General features: G+C 71.3%; 22 protein-coding genes. 7 read left to right on the forward strand and 15 right to left on the reverse strand.

Annotation, left to right across the window (positions count from 1 at the left end; translation table 11 throughout):
- Window positions 1–23: 23 nt before the first annotated feature.
- The 7 genes from ACIA5G_RS18060 to ACIA5G_RS18090 form a co-directional block, all read right to left on the reverse strand.
- Window positions 24–233 (reverse strand): hypothetical protein, encoded by a 210-nt coding sequence (locus ACIA5G_RS18060; RefSeq protein WP_395924366.1) that lies wholly within the window; start codon window positions 231–233, stop codon window positions 24–26.
- Window positions 234–391: 158 nt separating this feature from the next.
- Window positions 392–598, reverse strand: coding sequence for a DUF397 domain-containing protein (locus ACIA5G_RS18065; RefSeq protein ID WP_395924368.1), 207 nt, complete (start codon window positions 596–598; stop codon window positions 392–394).
- 23 nt (window positions 599–621) lie between these two features.
- Complete coding sequence (locus ACIA5G_RS18070; RefSeq protein ID WP_395924370.1) at window positions 622–1,524, reverse strand: helix-turn-helix domain-containing protein; 903 nt, start codon at window positions 1,522–1,524, stop codon at window positions 622–624.
- Between the two features lie 380 nt (window positions 1,525–1,904).
- The gene (gene tesB / locus ACIA5G_RS18075) at window positions 1,905–2,801 is read right to left on the reverse strand and encodes an acyl-CoA thioesterase II (protein ID WP_395924372.1); all 897 of its coding nucleotides are present in this window, start codon (window positions 2,799–2,801) and stop codon (window positions 1,905–1,907) included.
- Between the two features lie 36 nt (window positions 2,802–2,837).
- Window positions 2,838–4,262 carry a pyruvate kinase gene (gene pyk, locus ACIA5G_RS18080; protein WP_395924374.1) on the reverse strand — a complete coding sequence of 475 codons (1,425 nt, stop codon included), beginning with the start codon at window positions 4,260–4,262 and terminating at the stop codon, window positions 2,838–2,840.
- Between the two features lie 83 nt (window positions 4,263–4,345).
- Window positions 4,346–5,011, reverse strand: a complete 666-nt coding sequence (locus tag ACIA5G_RS18085; RefSeq protein ID WP_395924376.1) for a DUF2461 domain-containing protein — start codon at window positions 5,009–5,011, stop codon at window positions 4,346–4,348.
- Window positions 5,012–5,075: 64 nt separating this feature from the next.
- Entirely contained in the window at window positions 5,076–6,299 is a 1,224-nt protein-coding gene (locus ACIA5G_RS18090) for a glycoside hydrolase family 18 protein (protein ID WP_395924378.1), read from the reverse strand.
- Window positions 6,300–6,482: 183 nt separating this feature from the next.
- Here ACIA5G_RS18090 and ACIA5G_RS18095 point away from each other — a divergent pair, with 183 nt between their 5' ends.
- Entirely contained in the window at window positions 6,483–6,791 is a 309-nt protein-coding gene (locus ACIA5G_RS18095) for an ArsR/SmtB family transcription factor (protein WP_395924939.1), read from the forward strand.
- Between the two features lie 23 nt (window positions 6,792–6,814).
- Here the strand turns inward: ACIA5G_RS18095 and ACIA5G_RS18100 are convergent, their stop codons facing one another.
- Window positions 6,815–7,168 (reverse strand): winged helix-turn-helix transcriptional regulator, encoded by a 354-nt coding sequence (locus ACIA5G_RS18100; protein WP_395924380.1) that lies wholly within the window; start codon window positions 7,166–7,168, stop codon window positions 6,815–6,817.
- 68 nt (window positions 7,169–7,236) lie between these two features.
- On the opposite strand from ACIA5G_RS18100, the gene ACIA5G_RS18105 reads away from it, so the two are divergent.
- Both ACIA5G_RS18105 and ACIA5G_RS18110 read left to right on the forward strand, forming a co-directional pair.
- Entirely contained in the window at window positions 7,237–7,722 is a 486-nt protein-coding gene (locus ACIA5G_RS18105) for a group II truncated hemoglobin (RefSeq protein WP_395924382.1), read from the forward strand.
- A gap of 34 nt (window positions 7,723–7,756) precedes the next feature.
- Window positions 7,757–9,193 (forward strand): aromatic amino acid ammonia-lyase, encoded by a 1,437-nt coding sequence (locus tag ACIA5G_RS18110; RefSeq protein WP_395924384.1) that lies wholly within the window; start codon window positions 7,757–7,759, stop codon window positions 9,191–9,193.
- Between the two features lie 63 nt (window positions 9,194–9,256).
- On the opposite strand, the gene ACIA5G_RS18115 is transcribed toward ACIA5G_RS18110, so the two are convergent.
- Window positions 9,257–10,282 carry a 6-phosphofructokinase gene (locus tag ACIA5G_RS18115; RefSeq protein WP_395924386.1) on the reverse strand — a complete coding sequence of 342 codons (1,026 nt, stop codon included), beginning with the start codon at window positions 10,280–10,282 and terminating at the stop codon, window positions 9,257–9,259.
- A 287-nt stretch (window positions 10,283–10,569) separates the two neighbouring features.
- On the opposite strand from ACIA5G_RS18115, the gene ACIA5G_RS18120 reads away from it, so the two are divergent.
- On the forward strand, window positions 10,570–11,652 hold the full coding sequence (locus ACIA5G_RS18120) for a 3-deoxy-7-phosphoheptulonate synthase (RefSeq protein WP_395924388.1): 1,083 nt from the start codon (window positions 10,570–10,572) through the stop codon (window positions 11,650–11,652).
- Window positions 11,653–11,672: 20 nt separating this feature from the next.
- Here ACIA5G_RS18120 and ACIA5G_RS18125 read toward each other — a convergent pair whose 3' ends face one another.
- Both ACIA5G_RS18125 and ACIA5G_RS18130 read right to left on the reverse strand, forming a co-directional pair.
- A complete protein-coding gene (locus ACIA5G_RS18125; RefSeq protein WP_395924390.1) occupies window positions 11,673–12,161 on the reverse strand; it encodes a polyadenylate-specific 3'-exoribonuclease AS in 489 nt (162 codons plus the stop codon).
- 73 nt (window positions 12,162–12,234) lie between these two features.
- Complete coding sequence (locus tag ACIA5G_RS18130; protein WP_395924392.1) at window positions 12,235–12,996, reverse strand: lysophospholipid acyltransferase family protein; 762 nt, start codon at window positions 12,994–12,996, stop codon at window positions 12,235–12,237.
- 211 nt (window positions 12,997–13,207) lie between these two features.
- Between ACIA5G_RS18130 and ACIA5G_RS18135 the strand changes: the two genes are divergently transcribed.
- From ACIA5G_RS18135 to ACIA5G_RS18145, 3 genes are read left to right on the forward strand one after another with little or no spacing between them, the layout of a single operon-like run.
- A complete protein-coding gene (locus ACIA5G_RS18135) occupies window positions 13,208–13,975 on the forward strand; it encodes an alpha/beta hydrolase (protein ID WP_395924394.1) in 768 nt (255 codons plus the stop codon).
- Complete coding sequence (locus tag ACIA5G_RS18140; RefSeq protein WP_395924396.1) at window positions 13,972–14,493, forward strand: hypothetical protein; 522 nt, start codon at window positions 13,972–13,974, stop codon at window positions 14,491–14,493. Before ACIA5G_RS18135 ends, ACIA5G_RS18140 begins: the two co-directional genes overlap by 4 nt.
- 10 nt (window positions 14,494–14,503) lie before the next feature.
- Window positions 14,504–15,643, forward strand: coding sequence for a glutamate--cysteine ligase (locus ACIA5G_RS18145; RefSeq protein ID WP_395924398.1), 1,140 nt, complete (start codon window positions 14,504–14,506; stop codon window positions 15,641–15,643).
- Between the two features lie 11 nt (window positions 15,644–15,654).
- Here ACIA5G_RS18145 and ACIA5G_RS18150 read toward each other — a convergent pair whose 3' ends face one another.
- The 4 genes from ACIA5G_RS18150 to ACIA5G_RS18165 all read right to left on the reverse strand — a co-directional run bounded on the left by ACIA5G_RS18150 (window position 15,655) and on the right by ACIA5G_RS18165 (window position 19,447).
- A complete protein-coding gene (locus tag ACIA5G_RS18150) occupies window positions 15,655–16,500 on the reverse strand; it encodes an NUDIX domain-containing protein (protein ID WP_395924400.1) in 846 nt (281 codons plus the stop codon).
- A gap of 452 nt (window positions 16,501–16,952) precedes the next feature.
- Window positions 16,953–17,891 (reverse strand): ROK family protein, encoded by a 939-nt coding sequence (locus ACIA5G_RS18155; RefSeq protein WP_395924941.1) that lies wholly within the window; start codon window positions 17,889–17,891, stop codon window positions 16,953–16,955.
- A gap of 15 nt (window positions 17,892–17,906) precedes the next feature.
- The gene (locus ACIA5G_RS18160) at window positions 17,907–18,323 is read right to left on the reverse strand and encodes a hypothetical protein (RefSeq protein WP_395924402.1); all 417 of its coding nucleotides are present in this window, start codon (window positions 18,321–18,323) and stop codon (window positions 17,907–17,909) included.
- The gene (locus ACIA5G_RS18165; RefSeq protein WP_395924404.1) at window positions 18,320–19,447 is read right to left on the reverse strand and encodes an ArsA family ATPase; all 1,128 of its coding nucleotides are present in this window, start codon (window positions 19,445–19,447) and stop codon (window positions 18,320–18,322) included. Before ACIA5G_RS18165 ends, ACIA5G_RS18160 begins: the two co-directional genes overlap by 4 nt.

Below are 19,447 nucleotides of genomic sequence, written 5' to 3' on the forward strand. Positions count from 1 at the left end.
GCCTTGGACACCATCACCCGCCCCTACCGGGCGGTCTTGCCGACACCCGCGGTCTCCCGCGCGGCTTCCCGGCGCTCCTGCGCCGGCACGTCGACGTCCGTCCGCGCGGCCCGGATGTGCCGGACGGCGCGGCGGGCGCGGGCGGCCCAGGCGCTGCGCCCGGCCTTCCGCAGTTCCTCGGCCCGGTAGGCCGCTTCGGCCCGGACCGCGTCCAGAAGCAGATCGCTGTGCATGTTGTTCCCCTGTTCCCGAGTTCACCGGTTGGTAGCACTCAGGTTCGTCCTGAGGGGACACCTCAGGCATCGGGTGATCACGCAGCCCTGGACGTGAAAAGACCCCTTACTCCCGGCCGAGCCCAGCTCGGTGGGGGTAAGGGGTCTTCGGAACCGCCTCAGTCGCGCGCGGGGCCGCCGGGCCGCACCGCGGCCAGCAGCCCCTGCCAACCGGATGCGGGCAGGCGGAACGCACCACCCTCGGGGTCCTTCGAGTCGCGCACCGCGGCACCGCCGGCGACAAACGCGACCTCGACGCAATCGTTGCCGCCGCCGCTGTGGCTGCTCTTGCGCCACCGCAACCCGGACAGTGACTCTGAATTCACGCTCTCCATGGTCCCCAACTCCCTTACTGTGTCCTCGGTTCCAGGTGGTGCACCGGAGCCGGTACGGCCGCCTGTTCGGCGAACCGTCCGGCCGCCTCGGCGATCAACGCCACCGAGTCGTCCGGTTTCAGTGCGGCCGCGCGCAGATGGTCGAACATCAGCCCGTAGCGCCGCACGTCTGTGGGTTCCTCCAGGTAGAGGCCGCTGGACGTGCTGTCGTCGACGTAGACGACGTCCGGGTCGGCCTGCTCGGGGAAACCCATGATCAGGAAGGGACCCTCCATCCCCGGGTGCGCGCCGGCGCCGAACGGCACGACCTGAATGGTCACGTTCGGCTTTTCGGCGAGCGCGACCATGCGGTAGAGCTGCTCGGCCATCACCTCGGGGCCGTCGACGACGCGGCGCAGCACGGCTTCGTCCATCACCGCCCAGTACTCCGGCGGCGGGTTGTCCGACAGCAGCTCCTGGCGCGCCATCCGCGCGGCGACCCGGCGGCGGGTCTCGGCGTCCTCGGCGTCCGGCCGCAGCGCCCGGATCACCGCGCGGGCGTACCGCTCGGTCTGCAGCAGCCCCGGCACCAGCAGCGCCTGGAACGCGCGCAGCGAGCTGGCGTCGGCCTCGAGCCCGACGAACGTGCCGGTGAAGACCTCGTTGTAGGCGTGCCACCAGCCGCGCTTGCGGGCCTCCCTGGCCAGCTGGACGAGCGCCTCCTGCTCGTCACCGGTGATCCCGTAGAGCGCCAGCATGTCCCGGGCGTCGCGGGGGGTGACCCCGACGTGCCCGGTCTCGATGCGGCTGACCTTCGACGCGGAGCACTCGAGCTTCTCGCCCACCTCGTCGATCGTCAGGTCCGCGGCTTCGCGCAGCCGGCGCAGCTCTCCCGCGAGCCTCCGGCGGCGAACCGTGGGGCTCTGTCCCCTTGCCATCGCGGCACCTCCGGATGTCGACGGCGTCGTAGCCGTTCGCTTGCTGCCAGTATCTAACAGGGATCATCGAGTAATCGCACGGTACCTTTTACCGCCACGCGCACGGCGAGGAATCTGCAATTTGCAGAATGCTCTTGTATGCTCGCAGCCTGCACTGCGGCAGGCCGCGGCACCGGCGCGGCGGGCTCCGACCCCCGGGCTCGTGGAGGCCTGTGAGCAGCGTAGACGATGGATCCGCGGCTCGCCGCGTGATCATCGGAGGAAGAGGTCCGGGGCCGTCCCCCGATCGGTCCCGGCCCTCTCCCGGTGGCCTGAATGCCCTTTCACCGGATTGGATAACCCGGCAATTTGTCGCCCGGAAGGGTGATTTCCGACGGGCTTCAGAGGACCCGCAGGAGTCCTTCTTGGACGACCGTCGCGATGAGCGTGCCGTCCTCGCCGAAGAACCGGCCCGTGGCGAGACCGCGCGCGCCGGAGGCTGTCGGTGACGCGCTGTCGTAGAGGAACCACTCGTCGGCACGGAAGGGCCGGTGGAACCAGAGCGCGTGGTCCAGGCTCGCGCCGAGCACCTTGTCGGTGTCCCAGTAGACGCCGTGACGCGCCAGCACCGAGTCCAGCAGGGTCATGTCCGAGGCGTACGTCAGCACGCAGACGTGCAGCAGCTGCTGGTCGGGCAGCTTCCCGTCGGCGCGCATCCACACCTGGTTGCGCGCGGGCCGCTCCCCCGTCTCGCGGGTGACCCACGGCGGCTCGTTGACGTAGCGCACGTCGATCGGCCGCGGCCGGCTGTGGGCGCCGATCGCGTAGCCCTCGGCGCGTTCCATCAGCGTCGGCAACGTCTCGGGGGCCGGCACGCCCTCGGGCATCTCTTCGGCGTGCTCGATGCCCGGTTCGTCCTTCTGGAACGACGCCGAGAGCGAGAAGATCGCCTTGCCGTGCTGGATCGCGATGACCCGGCGGGTGGTGAACGACCGGCCGTCCCGGATCCGGTCGACCTCGTAGATGATCGGCACGCTCGGGTCGCCGCCGCGGATGAAGTACGCGTGCAGCGAGTGGACCCGGCGCTCCTCGGGGACCGTGCGCCCGGCCGCGACCAGCGCCTGGCCGGCGACCTGCCCGCCGAACACCCGCACCGGCGAGTGGGCGGGCGAGACGCCGCGGAAGATGTTCTCTTCGATCTTCTCCAGGTCGAGCAGCGCGATCAGGCGGTCCAGCACGGGCTGGCCGCCACCCGGGATCTCCAGTTCGGTGGCGGCCGTCCTGGCCATTTCAGTCATGGCCAGACCCTATGTGCTGCGGGGGCAGGACGTCCCTTATGCGTGGTCGTCTTCACCGAGGCGGTGCACGTGGATCAGGTTCGTCGAGCCGACGGTGCCCGGGGGCGAGCCGGCGACGATGACGACCAGGTCGCCCTTCTGGTAGCGGCCCATCTCCAGCATCGCGTGGTCGACCTGCTGGATCATCTGGTCGGTGGACTCCACCCGCGGCACGATGTGGGTCGTCGTGCCCCAGGTCATCGCGAGCTGGCTGCGGACGCAGTCCTCGGGCGTGAACGCCAGCAGCGGCAGCCGCGTGTGCAGCCGGGCCAGGCGGCGCACGGTGTCGCCGGACTGGGTGAAGGCGACCAGGGCCTTCGCGTTGAGCCGCTCGCCGATGTCGCGGGCGGCGTAGGAGATCACGCCACGCTTGGTGCGCGGGACGTGCGTCAGCGGCGGGACGACCGGCGAGTCCGTCTCGACGGCCTCGATGATCCGGCCCATCGTCTGGACGACCTCGATCGCGTACCGGCCGACCGAGGTCTCGCCGGACAGCATCAGCGCGTCGGCGCCGTCGAGCACCGCGTTCGCGACGTCGGAGGCCTCGGCGCGGGTCGGCCGGGAGTTGTTGATCATCGACTCGAGCATCTGCGTCGCGACGATGACCGGCTTCGCGTTCTCGCGGCAGATCTGGATGGCGCGCTTCTGGACCAGCGGGACCTGCTCCAGCGGCAGCTCGACGCCGAGGTCACCACGGGCGACCATCACCGCGTCGAAGGCCAGCACGATGGCCTCGAGGTTGTAGACCGCCTCGGGCTTCTCGATCTTCGCGACGACCGGCAGCCGGCCCTTGCCGACCCGATCCATCACCTGGTGGACCAGGTCGATGTCGGCCGGCGAGCGGACGAACGAGAGGGCGATGAAGTCGACACCCAGCTCGAGCGCGAACTCGAGGTCCTCGATGTCCTTCTCGGACATCGCCGGCACGGAGACGTCCATGCCGGGCAGCGAGACGCCCTTGTTGTTGCTGACCGGGCCGCCTTCGGTGACCTCGCACACCACGTCCTGGCCGTCGACCTCCTTGACCACCAGGCCGACCTTGCCGTCGTCGACGAGCAGGCGGTCACCGGGCTTGGCGTCCTTGGCCAGGCCCTTGTAGGTCGTCGAGACCCGGTCGTGGGTGCCGGCGACGTCCTCGACCGTGATCCGGACGATGTCGCCGTTCTGCCACTCGACCGGCCCGCCGGCGAACGTGCCCAGGCGGATCTTCGGGCCCTGCAGGTCGGCGAGGATGCCGACCGCCCGGCCACTCGCGGCGGCGGCGTCCCGGATCAGGTCGTAGACCTGCTTGTGGTCGCCGTGGCTGCCGTGGCTGAAGTTCATCCGGGCCACGTCCATGCCTGCGTCGACGAGGGCCCGCATCTTCTCCGGCGTGGCGGTGGCAGGGCCCAGGGTACAAACGATCTTCGCGCGTCGGCTCACGTTCGCACAGCGTAGTCCCTCTCCGCCCGTTCGTCTGTACCGATCCCGAAAAGTTCAGAGAAACGGTTCAGAAACCCCTGGGGTCAGCGGCGTGGCTGCTCGCTGGGTCCGACCCGGTCACGGGCCCATTCGTTGAACTCGCGCAGCTGCCGCCACGCCTTCCGGACGCGGTCGAGGGCGCCCCGCTCGTGCAGCACGTCGTCCGGCTCCCAGGCGCGCACGGCGTACACCGAGCGGTAGCGCAGCAGGTCGAGGCGGGGGTGCTCGGCGTCGAAGCCGCGCGGCTTCGACTTCAGCCGGTCGCCCTTGACCTCCCAGCCGGCGCGCTCGAGCTTCTTGATGATCTTCCGGAGCGCTTCGCCGTGCAGCTCGGTGTCGACGGCCTGGCGGAACCGGGCGATCTGGTCGGACGCGAGGTAGAAGCACCCGCCGCCGACACGCAGGCCCTCCGGCCCGACCTCGACGTAGTAGGCGCCACCACCGCGGCCCTGCTCGAGCACGCCGCCGCAGTGGGTCTTGTAGGGCGTCTTGTCCTTGGCGAACCGGACGTCGCGGTAGGGGCGGAACACCTTGGGCTCGCCGAAGCCGTCGCCGAACTCGGTCTTGAGCTCGTCGAGCAGGGCCTCCATCGGCGCCCGGACGTCGGACTTGTAGACCTCGACGTGGTCGTCCCAGTAGGGCTTGGAGTTGTCCTCCACGAGGCCGTCGAAGAAGTCGACGGCGTACTCGCCGAATCCGCTGAACTTCACGGCGGTCACGATAATCGGGGGGACCGACGGTTTCCCGCCGGTCCCCCCGCCGCGGATCCCGCAGTTACTTCGCGACGGCGGTGATCAGCTCACCGTCGGTGGTGTCGCCCGAGAGCTCCCAGAACATCGCGCCGCCCAGGCCCTGGTTCTTGGCGTAGTCGACCTTGCCGGAGATGGTCGACGGGGTGTCGTAGCTCCACCAGTTGCTGCCGCACTTGGCGTACGCGGTGCCCGCGACCGTGCCGGTCGCCGGGCAGGACGTCTTGAGGATCTTGTAGTCCTCGATGCCCGGCTCGTACTTGGCCGGTGCGGCGCCGGTCGCCGTGCCGCCCGGGGCGTCCTGCGTGACACCCGTCCAGCCGCGGCCGTAGAAACCGATGCCCAGCAACAGCTTGGCCGACGCGATGCCCTTGCTCTTGAGCTTCTGGATCGCCGCGTCGGAGTAGAAGCCCGGCGTCGGGATGCCGTCGTACGACGTCAGCGGCGAGTGCGGGGCGGTCGGGCCCTGCGCGGCGAACGCGCCGAAGTAGTCGTAGGTCATCACGTTGTACCAGTCGACGTACTGGGCGGCGCCGGCGTAGTCGGCCGCGTCGATCTTGCCGCCGTCGGTGCCGTCGGCGGTGATCGCCGCGGTGACCAGCTGCGAGCCGAACTTGGCGCGCAGCGCGGACATCAGGTTCTTGTACGCCGCGGCGCCGCTGGTGTCACAGCTCAAGCCGCAGGCGTTCGGGTATTCCCAGTCGATGTCGATGCCGTCGAAGACGCCGGCCCAGCGCGGGTCGTTGACCAGGTTGTAGCAGGAATCGGCGAACGCGGCGGGGTTCTGCGCGGCCTGCCCGAAGCCGCCCGACCAGGTCCAGCCGCCGAACGACCAGATCACCTTGAGGCCGGGGTGCTTCGCCTTGAGCTTCTTGAGCTGGTTGAAGCTGCCGGCGAGGGGCTGGTCCCAGGTGTCGGCGACACCGTCGACGCTGCCCGCGGCGTCATAGGTCTTCTGGTAGTCGGCGTAGGCGTCCCCGATGGCGCAGCCGCCGTTGGTGACGTTGCCGAACGCGTAGTTGATGTGGGTCAGCTTGCTCGCCGAGCCCGACGTCTCGATGTTCTTGACGTGGTAGTTGCGGTCGTAGACCCCCCATTCGGTGAAGTAGCCGACAACCTTGCCGACGGAGGCTTCGGCCGACACGGGCGCGGCGGTGGCGGCCGGGGCCGCGGCGGCGCCCGCCACCAGGCCCGCGGCGGCGGCCACGGTCAGCAGCGCCGAGAAGCTCTTCCTGCGGAAACGGGACATGCCTTCTCCCTCCGGAGAATTACTCACGGCGACGGTGCCGGAGTGGTGGGGACCACACCACCGTAAGTGGACTAGACCATTAGGTCAATGGTTCAGACCAGACTTCGTTGCTGCAAAGGGCCCAGTGGGCCGGGTGCGCATGCCTTGACAGGAATATGCCCGGCGGAGCACATTTCAGGGGTGATGCAGACCTTCGACGTCCTCGCCGAACCCCGGCGCCGGACCATCCTCGACCTGCTCCGGGACGGCGAACGCTCCGTCGGCGAGCTCGTCGAGGAGCTCGACCTCAGCCAGCCGGCGGTGTCCAAGCACCTCCGGGTGCTGCGCGAAGCGGGGCTCGTGACGGTGCGGGTCGCGGCGCAGCGGCGGTGTTACGCGCTGCGCCCGGAGCCACTGGCCGAAGTGGACGCCTGGCTCGCGCCGTACCGCCGCTTCTGGTCGGGCCGGCTGGACGCGCTGGAACGCCGGCTGGACGAGACCGACCCGCGCTGACCGCGCGCCCCGATGTGGCGCGCTTACGTCCGGGGCTGCGCCTGGTCCGTCGGCTCGAAGGTGATCCCCGCGGCCGCCGCGCGGCGCTCGCCCCACTCGTACAGCGCCGTCAACGCCGGGCGGAGCTCCTCCCCCACTTCCGTCAGGTGGTACTCGACGTGCGGGACCCGGCCGTCGAACTCCTCACGGCGGACGAGGCCGTCCGCCGCCAGCTCGCGCAGCTGCTGGGTCAGCATCTTCTCGCTCACCGCCGGCATCCGGCGCCGCAGCTCGCCGTAGCGGTGCGCGCCCTCCTTGAGGTGGGCCAGGATCACCGGCTTCCACTTGCCGCCGATCAGGTCGACCGCCAGCTCGACCGCGCAGTGGTACCGCTTCATCCCGCTCTCCCCTACGCACCGGAAAGTACGTGGTTGCCCGGTCGGCGCACCACTGGTTGCCTGACCGGGTGATCGTGCCAGAAAACCCGCCCGCCACCCCGACCCTTTACGAGTGGGCCGGCGGCCACGAAGCCCTCGTGAAGCTCCTCACGATCTTCTACCGCCACGTCCTCGAAGACCCGCTGCTCGAGCCCGTGTTCCGGCAGATGGACCCGCACCACGCCGAGCACGTCGCGGTCTGGCTCGGCGAGGTCTTCGGCGGACCGGCGGCCTATTCGGAGAGCCACGGCGGGCACGCCCACATGATCGGCCGCCACCTCGGCCGCGGCATCACCGAGCAGCAGCGCCGCCGCTGGGTCTCGCTGCTGCTCGACGCCGCCGACGAGGCCGGCCTGCCGGGTGACCCCGAGTTCCGGGCCGCGTTCGCCGGTTACCTCGAGTGGGGCAGCCGGCTGGCGGTGCTCTTCTCGGCGCCGGGCGCCGAGCCCAACCTGCACGAACCGGTTCCGCACTGGGACTGGCCGATGCCGCCCTGGCAGCCACCGGCGCCCTAGCCGCATAGTGAGGGCAGTCGGAAGGAGGCTGCCCTTGATCCGGGTGGACGGTCGGACCCTCAGGTGCGCGGACGTCGTGACGGCGGCGCGCACCGAGGGACCGCTGGGTATCGACGTCTCGATCGCCGCGCTGCGCGGGGCCGAGCACGCGTGGAAGCTCGCGGAGGAACTGAGCACACGGCGGATGGTCTACGGCCGGACCACCGGCGTCGGGGCCAACAAGGACGACACCGTCGCGAGCTCGAAGGAGCACGGGCTGCGGCTGCTGCGCAGCCATGCCGGCGGCAGCGGGGATCCGATGCCGCCCGGCCAGATCCGCGGGATGATGCTGATCCGGCTCAACCAGCTGCTGGCCGGCCGGTCCGGGATCAGCCCGGAGCTGATCGGCGTACTGGCCGAAGCGGTCCGCACCGGCGCGTTGCCGCTGGTCCACCGGCTCGGCGCGATCGGCACCGGCGACCTCGCGCCACTGGCCGAGACGGCGCTCGCGCTCACCGGCGAACGCGCGTGGGTCGACGGCCACGTGCCGCCGGTGCCGGTGCTCGCGGGTGACGCGCTCGCGTTCATGAGCAGCAACGCCGCGACCCTCGCCGAAGCGACCCTCGCGGCGATGCGGCTGGACACGCTGACCCGGGCGAGCCACGCCATCGCCGCGCTGACCTACGTCGCGCTCGACGGCAACCCCGAGGCGTACGCGACGCCGGTGCACGAAGCGCGTCCGCACGCCGGCCAGGTCGCGTGTGCGGCCGAAATGCGGCGGCTGCTGGGCATGCACCAGACGCCGAAGCCGGGGCGGCGGATCCAGGACCCGTTCGGGCTGCGGGCGTTCCCGCAGGTCCAGGGCCCGGCGCTGGACGCGATCCACTACCTGCGGGACGTGCTCGCGGTGGAGATCAACGCCAGCACCGAGAACCCGATGATCTCGACGGTGCACGGCGACGCCTACCACCACGCGCACTTCCACACGGCGTACGTGTCGACGGCGCTGGACCAGGCACGGGCGACCGTCCACCAGGTGGCGGAGCTGTCGGTGGCGCGGCTCGGCGACCTCGTCGAGCCGGAGTTCACCGGGCTGCGGCCGTTCCTCGCCGCGGGTCCGGCGGGCAGTTCGGGCGTGATGATCCTGGAGTACGTGGCGCACGACGCGCTCACGGAGCTGCGGCAGGCGGCCCTCCCCGCAACGCTCGGCACGGCCGTGGTGTCCCGCGGCATCGAAGACCACGCGAGCTTCTCGACGCAGGCGGCCCGCGCGGCGACCGCGGCCTGCACGTCGTACCAGCAGGTGCTGGCGTGTGAGCTGGTCGCGGCAGTGCGTGCACTGCGGATGCGCGACGCGGACCTGGTGGACCTCCCGGTCCGCGATGCCTTCGACGCGGCGTCCGAGGTCCTGGACGAGAGCACCGACGACCGCCCGCTGACCGACGACATCGCCCGGGCGATCACGGTCCTGGACACCCTCGCCCGCATCTGAAACGCCGTGAGGGGCACCTTCAGGGACGTGATGTCCCTGAAGGTGCCCCTCACGGCACAAGACTCAGCCGAAGAAGACTTCAGCTTCCTGGTAACGCTCGACCGGGACCGTCTTCAGCTCGGCCGTCGCCTCGGACAGCTTCACGCGGACGATGTCCGTGCCCTTGAGGGCGACCATGACGCCGAAGTCGCCGTCGGCGACCGCGTCCACGGCGTGCAGGCCGAAGCGGGTCGCGAGCACGCGGTCATAGGCGGTCGGCGTGCCGCCGCGCTGGACGTGGCCCAGCACGACCGCGCGGGACTCCTTGCCGGTGCGGTGGGCGATCTCGTCGGCCAGCCAGGTGCCGATGCCGCCGAGGCGGACGTGCCCGAAGGCGTCCTTCTCGCCGGTGAGCAGCTTCTCCTCGCCGCCCTCGGGCAGCGCGCCCTCGGCGACGACGATGATCGGCGCGAACTCCTTCTCGAAGCGGCGCTCGACCCAGGAGACGACCTGGTCGACGTTGAAGTGCCGCTCCGGCACCAGGATCACGCTCGCGCCGCCGGCCAGGCCGGAGTGCAGCGCGATCCAGCCGGCGTGCCGGCCCATGACCTCGACGACCAGCGCCCGGTGGTGCGACTCGGCGGTGGTGTGCAGCCGGTCGATCGCCTCGGTCGCGATGGACACCGCGGTGTCGAAGCCGAAGGTGTAGTCGGTGGCGCCCAGGTCGTTGTCGATCGTCTTGGGCACGCCCACGACACCGATGCCGTCGTCGGTGAGCCGCTTCGCGACGCCCAGGGTGTCCTCGCCGCCGATCGCGATCAGCGCGTCGACGCCCTGGTCCGCGAGGACCTTCCGGATCTTGTCGACGCCGCCGTCGACCTTGTACGGGTTGGTGCGCGAGGACCGCAGGATGGTGCCGCCGCGGGTGAGGATGTCCTCGACGTCGTTCAGGCCGAGCGGACGGCTGTCCCCGGTCAGCGGGCCGTTCCAGCCGTTGCGGAAGCCCACGAAGTCCCAGCCGTGCACCTCGATGCCCTTGCGCACCACGGCGCGGATCACCGCGTTGAGTCCCGGGCAGTCGCCGCCGCCGGTCAGCACACCGACACGCATGAGAAGCCTCCGTCTGTTCTCTGGAGATGACAGTCACATTTCGTCGCCCGCCAGAGTAGCGGCTCACGTCTTGATCGGTGCAGCCCGTACCACCTGCCGAATCGGTCCGCGTCCGGCCTGTGCTAACTTGAACACGTGCAGCGCTATTACTGGTTTACGAAGCCGGCCCCGGGTGGGCACGGCGGCGTGAACCTGCGCTGACTTCCACCCCCGAGCCGGAACTTCGAACCGGCTCGGCGAGGGTCCCCCGCGCGGGTCGGTGTCCACCAGGAAGGAACACCCCCGCCATGACGCTCTCGGCAGGCCCCGCCACCATCGGTGACCTCGACGCCGCGCGCACCACTTCGATCAGTCCGCTCATTTCGCCCGCGATGCTGCGCGAAGACCATCCGGTCGACGCCGCCGTCGCGAAGGTCGTGCGGCAAGGCCGTGCTGAAACGGTCGACATCCTCGAGGGCCGCGACGACCGGCTCGCCGTGGTGGTCGGCCCGTGCTCGGTCCACGACCCGGAAGCCGCCCTCGACTACGCCCGCCGGCTGGCCGCGAAGGCCGAGGAACTGCGCGGCGAGCTGCACATCGTGATGCGCGTGTACTTCGAAAAGCCGCGTACCACGCTGGGCTGGAAGGGCCTGATCAACGACCCCGACCTCGACGGCACGTTCGCCGTCAACAAGGGCCTGCGCCTGGCCCGGCGGCTGCTGCTCGACGTCTCCGCGCTCGGCCTGCCGGTGGGTTGTGAGTTCCTCGACCCGATCACGCCGCAGTTCATCGCCGACATCGTGACCTGGGGCTCGATCGGCGCGCGCACCGCGGCCAGCCAGGTGCACCGCCAGATGTGCAGCGCGCTGTCGATGCCGGTGGGGATCAAGAACTCCACCGAGGGCGACGTCCAGGTGGCGGTGGACGCGACCCGCGCGGCCGCGGCCAGCCACGTGTTCCCGGGCATCAACACCGACGGCCTCGCGGCGCTGCTGACGACGGCCGGCAACCCGGACTGCCACGTGATCCTGCGCGGCCACGCCGGCGGTTCGAACTACGACGCCGAAACCGTGACGGACACCCTGGCTCGGCTGGCGAAGTCGGGCCTGCCGGAGCGCGTGATCATCGACGCGAGCCACGGCAACAGCGGCAAGGACCACGTCCGCCAGGCCGAAGTGGTGCGCGAGCTGGCGGCACGCATCGGTGGCGGTGAGCGCGGGATCGTCGGGCTGATGATGGAGAGCTTCCTGGCGGCCGGCCGGCAGGACCTCGACCTCGGGCACGGCGAGCAGCTGACCTACGGCCAGTCGATCACGGACGCGTGCATGGCCTGGGACGACACGGCGCCGCTGCTCGACGAGCTCGCCGAGGCGGTCCGCGCCCGCCGCTGAGCGGTCTCCGAACCCCGGCCTCAGCGGCGCGGGAAGTAGGACTCGATGACGTCCCAGCGGGCCAGGTTGTGCTTCGCGTCCGCGAGGGCGTCGTGCTGGTCGGTGGGGGCCGCCGGGAGCTTCGGCTTCCCGGCGTCCTCCCACCGCTGGCGCAGGTCGCGGGTGAAGCGCGGCAGCTGCCGCGGCAGGGCGGGCATCGGGCCCCACAGCTGGGCGAGCGCGACGTGGTCGTACGCGGCGAACCACGCCCACAGCTCGATGCCGCCCGGGGGCTTGCCGAAGAACTCCAGCAGGTCGGTGCGGATCTTTTCGCGGCTTCGCCAGGCCGGATCGGCCGGCGACGGCAGCTTGTCCAGCACGTTGTCGCGGACCCACTGGCCCGCGCGGGCCGGGTCGAAATCGGTGGAGACCGCGTAGAACTCGCGGCCCCGCTCGTCAACGACACCGATCGACACCAGGTCGATCGTCACGCCGTCCTCGATGAACTCGGTGTCGTAGAAGAAACGCACTGCGGAAAGGTATCAGCGGCGCGAAGCGCCTCGTTTGAGGGCGGTGGTGGGGAGGACGGTGGAGCCTAGTGGGTCAGCCGACCTTGGAATCCGGCACCCGGGCCGCGTCCTTCGCGGAGGGCTGCGCCGGGACCTTCGGCTTCACGCCGGAAGCTTCCGCGGCGAGCAGTTCCTTCGCCTTCGCCGCGTAGATGTCGACGTACTCCTGGCCGGAGAGCTCCATCAGGGCGTACATGATCTCGTCGGTGATCGACCGCTCGATGAAGCGGTCGCCGGCGAGGCCCTCGTAGCGCGAAAAGTCGAGCGGCTTGCCGAACCGGACCTCGAGGCGGCGCGGCCACCACATCTTGGAGCCGATCGGGTTGACCTTGTCGGTGCCGATCATCGCGACCGGGACGACCACGCCGCCGGAGTCCAGCGCGATCCGGGCGACGCCGGTCTTGCCCTTGTACAGGCGGCCGTCCGGGGAGCGGGTGCCCTCCGGGTAGATGCCGAGCAGGTGGCCGTCCTTGACCAGGCGGGTCGCGGTGTCGAGCGCGGCCTGCGCGGCGTTGCCGCCGGAGCGGTCGATCGGGAACTGGCCGACACCGGTGAAGAACCACTTCTTGAGCAGGCCCTTGAAACCGGGCTCGGTGAAGTACTCGGACTTGGCCGGGAAGGTCACCTTGCGCTTGACCCGCAGCGGCATGAAGAACGAGTCCGCGACGGCGAGGTGGTTGCCGGCCAGGATCGCGCCCCCGGTCTCGGGGATGTTCTCCGCGCCGACGACCTTCGTCGGCCACAGCGTCTTGAGCAGCGGACCGATGAACACCCACTTCATGAGCCAGTACAGCACCGGTGCCTCAGTCCTCCATCGCAGCTCAGCCCCTAGTCGCCCGCGTCGCACAGCCTACGAACCCGGGTGCCCGCCGCACAACGGCGACCACCCGGTTACCACTCGGTCAGCGATCGATCTCACAGCGAATTCCGGCCCCGGGCGGAACCCCACAACGCCCGCCGGGCGTGAGAGCATGGACGGATCCACCGCTCACACGGAAGGCGATCGCATGGGCGTGCTCGCCGGCGCGGAACCGTTCGGCCACACCGGTTCGGCCGAAACCGGGTTCCTGCTCTGCCACGGGTTCACCGGGACCCCGGCGAGCATGCGGGCCTGGGGTGACCACCTGGCCGCCGCCGGGTTCACGGTGCGCTGCCCGCTGCTGCCGGGTCACGGCACCCGCTGGCCGGACCTCAACCGCACGACGTGGGAAGACTGGTACGGCACCGTCCGCGAAGCGCTCCTCGAGCTGCTCTCGACGTGCAAGACCGTCTTCGTCGGCGGCCTGTCGATGGGCGGGACGCTCACCCTGCGCCTGGCCGAGGAGTTCGGCGACCGGATCGCCGGGATCGTCCTGGTCAACCCGTCGGTGACGCGGCTGAAGTGGGACACGAAGCTGCTGCCGGTGCTGGGCCGGATCGTGCCGTCGGTGCCCGCGATCGCGAACGACATCAAGAAGCCGGGCGAGACGGAGCTGGCCTACCCGCGGACACCGGTGCGCGCGGCGGCGAGCCTGGCGAAGCTCTGGGCGCTCGTGCGTGCCGACCTGGCCAAGGTGACGCAGCCGGTGCTGCTGCTGCACTCTTCGGTCGACCACGTCGTCGAGCCGGTGAACTCGCAGCTGGTGCTCCAGGGGGTTTCCAGCACCGACGTCACCGAGGTCCTGCTGGAGAACAGTTACCACGTGGCGACCCAGGACAACGACGCCGAGGTCATCTTCACGCGTAGCGTCGAGTTCGCGAAGGCGCACGCAGGACAGCCGGAGGAGACCGCATGAGCCGGGGGAAGGACGGGCCGGAGGACGTCGACGCGACGTTCGCCGAGATCGTCGCCGACCTGCGGGCCGACGGGTTCGGGCTGCCCGAGTCGGACACCGCGGACGCCGGCGGCGCCGCCGCGGCGCCCGGGGTCGGCGCGGAGGGCGAGTCGCGCAAGACGCCGGACCGGCCCGCCGAGCCGCCCGCCGCCGAAAGCCCGCCGGAGCCCGGCTGGCGGTCCGGCGGCACCACGTGGGACGCCACGATGTTCTCCGACGACCCGGCGGACGACGACGAGCACTACGTCCCGCCGGAGCCGCCGCCGTTGCCGCGGCCGAAGATGGGCGCGTTCCTCATCCTGCTGCTGTTCCTGGCCGGGCTGTTCCTGCTGATCCTGCCCGGGGTGATCGGGGTCGGCCCGACGGTGGCGACCCCGCTGGGCATCCTCGCGCTCGCGACGGCCATCGCGTTGCTGCTGCTCCGGGTGCGGCAGGGGCCGCCGCCCGGCGCCGACCCGAGCAACGGCGCCCAGGTCTGACCGGTCGGCGATGAACATCGAGTTCAGTCCTTCGCGGCGATCGACCGTCGGCGCGGAATGGGAGCTCGGCCTGGTCGACCGGCGCAGCGGCGAGCTGTCCTCGGCGGCGGAGCAGATCCTCGAAGCCGTCCGCCCGGACGGCGCCGCCGAGCACCCGAAGATCAAGCAGGAGCTGCTGCTCAACACCATCGAGATCATCACCGGCGTCTGCGACACGATCGCCGAGGCCAAGGCCGACCTCGCGGAGTCGCTGGACGTCGTGCACGGTGTCGCCGACCCGCTCGGTGTCGAGATGTTCTCGGCCGGGACGCACCCGTTCTCCAACTGGTACCAGCAGAAGGTCACCGACAAGGAGCGCTACGCGAAGCTGATCGACCGGACCCAGTGGTGGGGCCGGCAGATGCTGATCTACGGCGTCCACGTGCACGTCGGCGTGGACCACCGCGACAAGGTGCTGCCGATCCTCGACGCGCTGCTCAACTACGCGCCGCACCTGCAGGCGCTGTCGGCGTCTTCGCCGTACTGGGGCGCGGAGGACACCGGGTACGCGTCGAACCGGGCGCTGATGTTCCAGCAGCTGCCGACGGCCGGGCTGCCGTTCCAGTTCCGGAAGTGGGCGGAGCTGGAGAGCTACGTCGAGGACATGTTCACCACCGGCGTGATCGACCACTTCTCGGAGATCCGCTGGGACATCCGGCCGGCCCCGCACCTGGGCACCATCGAGATGCGGGTCTGCGACGGGCTGCCGACGCTGCAGGAGGTCGGCGCGATTGCGGCGCTGACCCAGTGCCTGGTCGACGACTTCAGCGAGCGCCTCGACGACGGCGAAATCCTGCCGACGCTCCCGCCGTGGCATGTCCAGGAGAACAAGTGGCGCGCGGCCCGCTACGGCACCGACGCGATCGTCATCCTGGACGCGGCCGGGCGCGAGCGGCTGGTCACCGACGACGTCGCCGACCTGCTGGACCGCCTGGAGCCGGTGGCGCGGCGGCTGGACTGCGTGGCCGAGCTGCGCGACGTCGAGACGATCCTGGAGCACGGCCCGAGTTACCGGCGGCAGCGGGCGGTCGCGGCGCAGCACAAGGGCAGCCTGAAGGCGGTCATGGCGTCGCTGGTCGCCGAGATGCGCGACGGCATCGTGAAGGGCTAGATCTTGTAGAACTAGAGCTCGTCGAGCTGCGAGCGCAGGGTGCCCGGGCCGAGGATCGACGCGCCGAGGGCTTCGACCCGGCGGCGCAGCTCCCGGTCGGCCGTCGCGACCAGGATCCTGGCGTCGGCGTGCTTCGCGACGACCTCGACGATCTTCGAGTCGCCGTCGGTGTCGGCGGGGACGACCTCGACACCGGGGACGCCGGTGACGTTCTTCGCCTTGCCCTCGACGACCAGGATGATCCGGGGCCACCAGGTGATCGCCGGGTCGTCCGGGTCCGGCACACCGGCTTCGGCGAGCCGCGCGAGCTGGCCGCGCAGGCGCTCGGCGGCGCCGTGCCGGTCGCGCCACCAGCCGTCCGGCCGCGAGCCGACGACGTTGGCCGCGTCGACGACCAGCACGAGCTCCTGCCCGACCCGGTCGCGCAGGGCCGGCCAGGCGGCGGCGAAGTCGCGGTGCAGCCGGTAACCGGGGACGTCGTCGGGGTCCACCCAGCGCACCTCCGCACTTTCGGTGTTCGCGACCTTCGCTTCCACGCTGCCGGCCAGCGCGAGGACGGTCGTGTAGCTCCAGTCCCCATGGTCCACCACGGACGCCGACACCGCGCGGAAGGACTCGGCGGGCACGGAAGCTTCTTCGAACGCTTCGCGGGCGGCCGCGGTCACCGCCGTCTCCCCCGCCTCGATCGCGCCGCCGGGCAGCGCCCAGGTCCGGCCGTGGTGCACCCACCAGGCGCGGCGCTGCAGCAGGACCCCGCGCGCCGGATCGACGAGCAGCAGGCCGGCGGCGCCGTACCGGCCCCAGTGCAGGTGCCCGCAGGAACACCGGACGAACACGCTCGCGGACAGGTGACTCACATGTCCAGCCTGTCACAGGTCGGCCGCGGATCACCTCTCAGCGGCAGCCGAGGCTCGCTCCCGGCGGCCGCGAACGAAGAGCTCACGGGATAGGCCACGGCAGCAGACGGACCGCAACATGAATGGGACCCACACCCCCCGCAACCCCGATCCGAAGCCAGAACACGGCCGGCGCCGCCGAGTCAAGGCACGCTTTCCCGCCTTGACGCGGTGTCGCCGGCCGTAGTCACAATCGGGCTTCGGGGTGGCGGGGAAGACCGCCGACGGGGTCGGCTACCGCCTGGAGCGGCCGCCGGACGTATCGGCCACGGAACCGGGTGATGACCACCAAACGGGCCAGCCGTTCCGAGCAGCCCCCGACTTCCACGCTACTGGGAGGCACCGACAGTTCCGCCCGAGCGGACCGCCGTCCCGGGGCACCATCCACAACTCCGACGAACGCGCGGGCCGGGTCAGACCGGGGTCTTGGCCGCTTCCAGCGCCAGGGCCGCCGCGCCGACGATCGCCGTGTCGTCGCCGAGGTGGGCCGTGCGGATCCGGGCCAGCGGGCGGTGCCGGGCCCCGGTGATCGCGCCCGCGTAGTGCTCGCGGGCTTCGTCCAGGAACAGCGGCGCCGACTCCGAGACCCCGCCCCCGATCACGATGATCTCCGGGTCGAACACGTCCGCCACCAGCGCCAGGCCCTCGCCGAGCCACTTGGCCAGCTCGGCCATCGCCAGCTGGGCGATCGGGTCGCCGTCGCGGGCCGCGCCGGCCACTCGCCGGCCCGTCACCGAGCCCGGGTCGCCCGCGACCTGCGGGGCCAGCACCGTCGAGCGGCCCGGGTGCCGCGCGAGCAGCTCCACCGCCGTCGCCGCCAGCGCCGTTCCGCTGCAGTAGCGCTCCCAGCAGCCGTACTTCCCGCACGGGCACGGCCGCCCGCCGCGGACCACCGTCAGGTGCCCCAGCTCGGGCGCGACGCCGTACGCGCCCCGGTAGAGCTGGCCGTCCAGCAGCAATCCCGCGCCGATCCCGGTGCCCAGTGCGACCAGCGCCGCGACCTGGGCGCCGCGGGCCGCGCCGAAGCGGTGCTCCCCCACGATCGCCGAATTGACGTCGTGCTCCAGCAGCACCGGCAGGCCGACCCGCTTTTCGATCCGGTCGGCGACCGGCGCGCCGCGCCACGCCAGGTGCGGCGCGAACATCACCGACCGGCGGTCGCGCGCGACGAATCCCGCGACGGCCAGGCCGACCCCGGCCACTTCGTGCCGGTTGCGCAGGTCCTCGATCACGCCCGCGATGGCGTCCTCGAGGGCGCCTTCCTCACTCGGCGTCGAGACCCGAGCCGTGTCGAGCAGCGAGCCACGCTCGTCCACCACGCCGGCCCGGATGCTCGTCCCGCCGACGTCCACCCCTATCGTCCGCACTCAGCTCTCCCGATCCGGCCGCCACTCGTCCCGTCTGCGGACGGTGATGTGCTGCACCCGCACCGCCACCGAAGCGTCCGCCGGCGGTCGCGGCGCGGGCCGGAACCCGGGCATGTGCACACCCTCGTCCGGTTCCCAGCGGTCCGCGAGCACCGCTCGGAGCAACGCCACCAGCTGGGCCAGCTGTTCCAGCAGCCGCGCGGCAAACTCGGGACGCTCACCTCGCACAACGGCGACGATCGCACAGAGCGGGCACCACCCGCACGCCGAAGCGTCCGGTTTCGCCTCGTCAGAGACCCCGTGGCCGGCCGCGACGACCCCTTCGAGCCACGGCGCCGCCTTCTCCACGACCATCTCGACGAGCAGGCGGATCTCCTCGGCCAACCGCGGCCCGGCCGTCTCGTCCTCTTCGCTCACCCGCGTCCCCGGTTCCCGGCCAGGCTCACGACCAGGCCGTCGGCGTCGGATTCCGCGCCGGTGATCCGGCACGGCCGCAGCGACTCCGGCAGGGCGATGAGCCTGCGGAAGCCGTCCACGGTGATCGCCAGGTCGTCGTCGACGCGGGCGAGATCGACCTCGGCGTCCCGCCCGAGCGGGATCGCGATGCGCAGTGTGTACCCGTCCGGCGCCGGCCGCACGCGCAGCAGCGGGGTGACGGGGGTGCCGTTGCCGTCCAGCGGGTCGGCGCCGCGGTAGAGCTCGGCGGCGATCTCCAGCAGCGCGGGCAGCCCGACCGGTTCGATGGCGCGGTGCTCCACGCGGGACACCGCCGCAAACCCGGCGCCGGAGAGTTCGGCCAGCACGGCGTCCTGCTGGGTGCGGCGGGTGCGCAGCCACGACGCGGCGCCGCCACGCCAGAACCCGGGCGCGGGCATCAGCCGGTTCGCGATCAGGCCGTCGACGGCGATGCCACGCAGGGCCAGCGAGCTGAGCGTGCGCCGCGCTTCGGCGACCACCACCCGTTCCGGCGTCAGCACCAGCCGGACGGTCGTCACCGACGGCTCGGTGAGCAGCGCGCGCAGGCCTTCGAGGTGCGTGCCGAGCCGGCGCACGGACTCCGTGACCCGGCGACTGAACAAGCGAGTCAGGTAGCCGGAGAAGGCTTCGGGCAGGGACAGCAGCCGGAGCGTCTCGGCCGTTGGCCCGCAGTCCACGACGATGGTCTCCCAGGGCCCGTCTTCGGCCAGCCGGCGGACCTCGGTGAGGGCGAGCAGCTCGTCGACGCCGGGCAGCACGGTCAGCTCTTCGGCGTCCAGGGTGTCGAGTCCCGCGCCGGCCAAGGCGGTCTGCAGCTCGGCCCGCAGCCGGTGCCAGGTGGTGTCGACCAGGGTGCGCGAATCGATCTGCACGGCGGAGAGCAGAGCGTCCACTTCGGACGGCTCGGCGCCGAGGGTGTGGCCGAAGGCGTCACCGAGCGAGTGCGCCGGGTCGGTGGACACGACGAGGGTCTTCCTGCCGCGGGCGGCCAGGGCGGCGCCGGTCGCCGCGGCCAGCGTGGTCTTCCCGACACCCCCCTTGCCGGTGAACAGCAGGATCCGCAC

This window comes from Amycolatopsis sp. NPDC051758, from assembly GCF_044453095.1.
In the GTDB taxonomy this organism is placed as follows: domain Bacteria; phylum Actinomycetota; class Actinomycetes; order Mycobacteriales; family Pseudonocardiaceae; genus Amycolatopsis.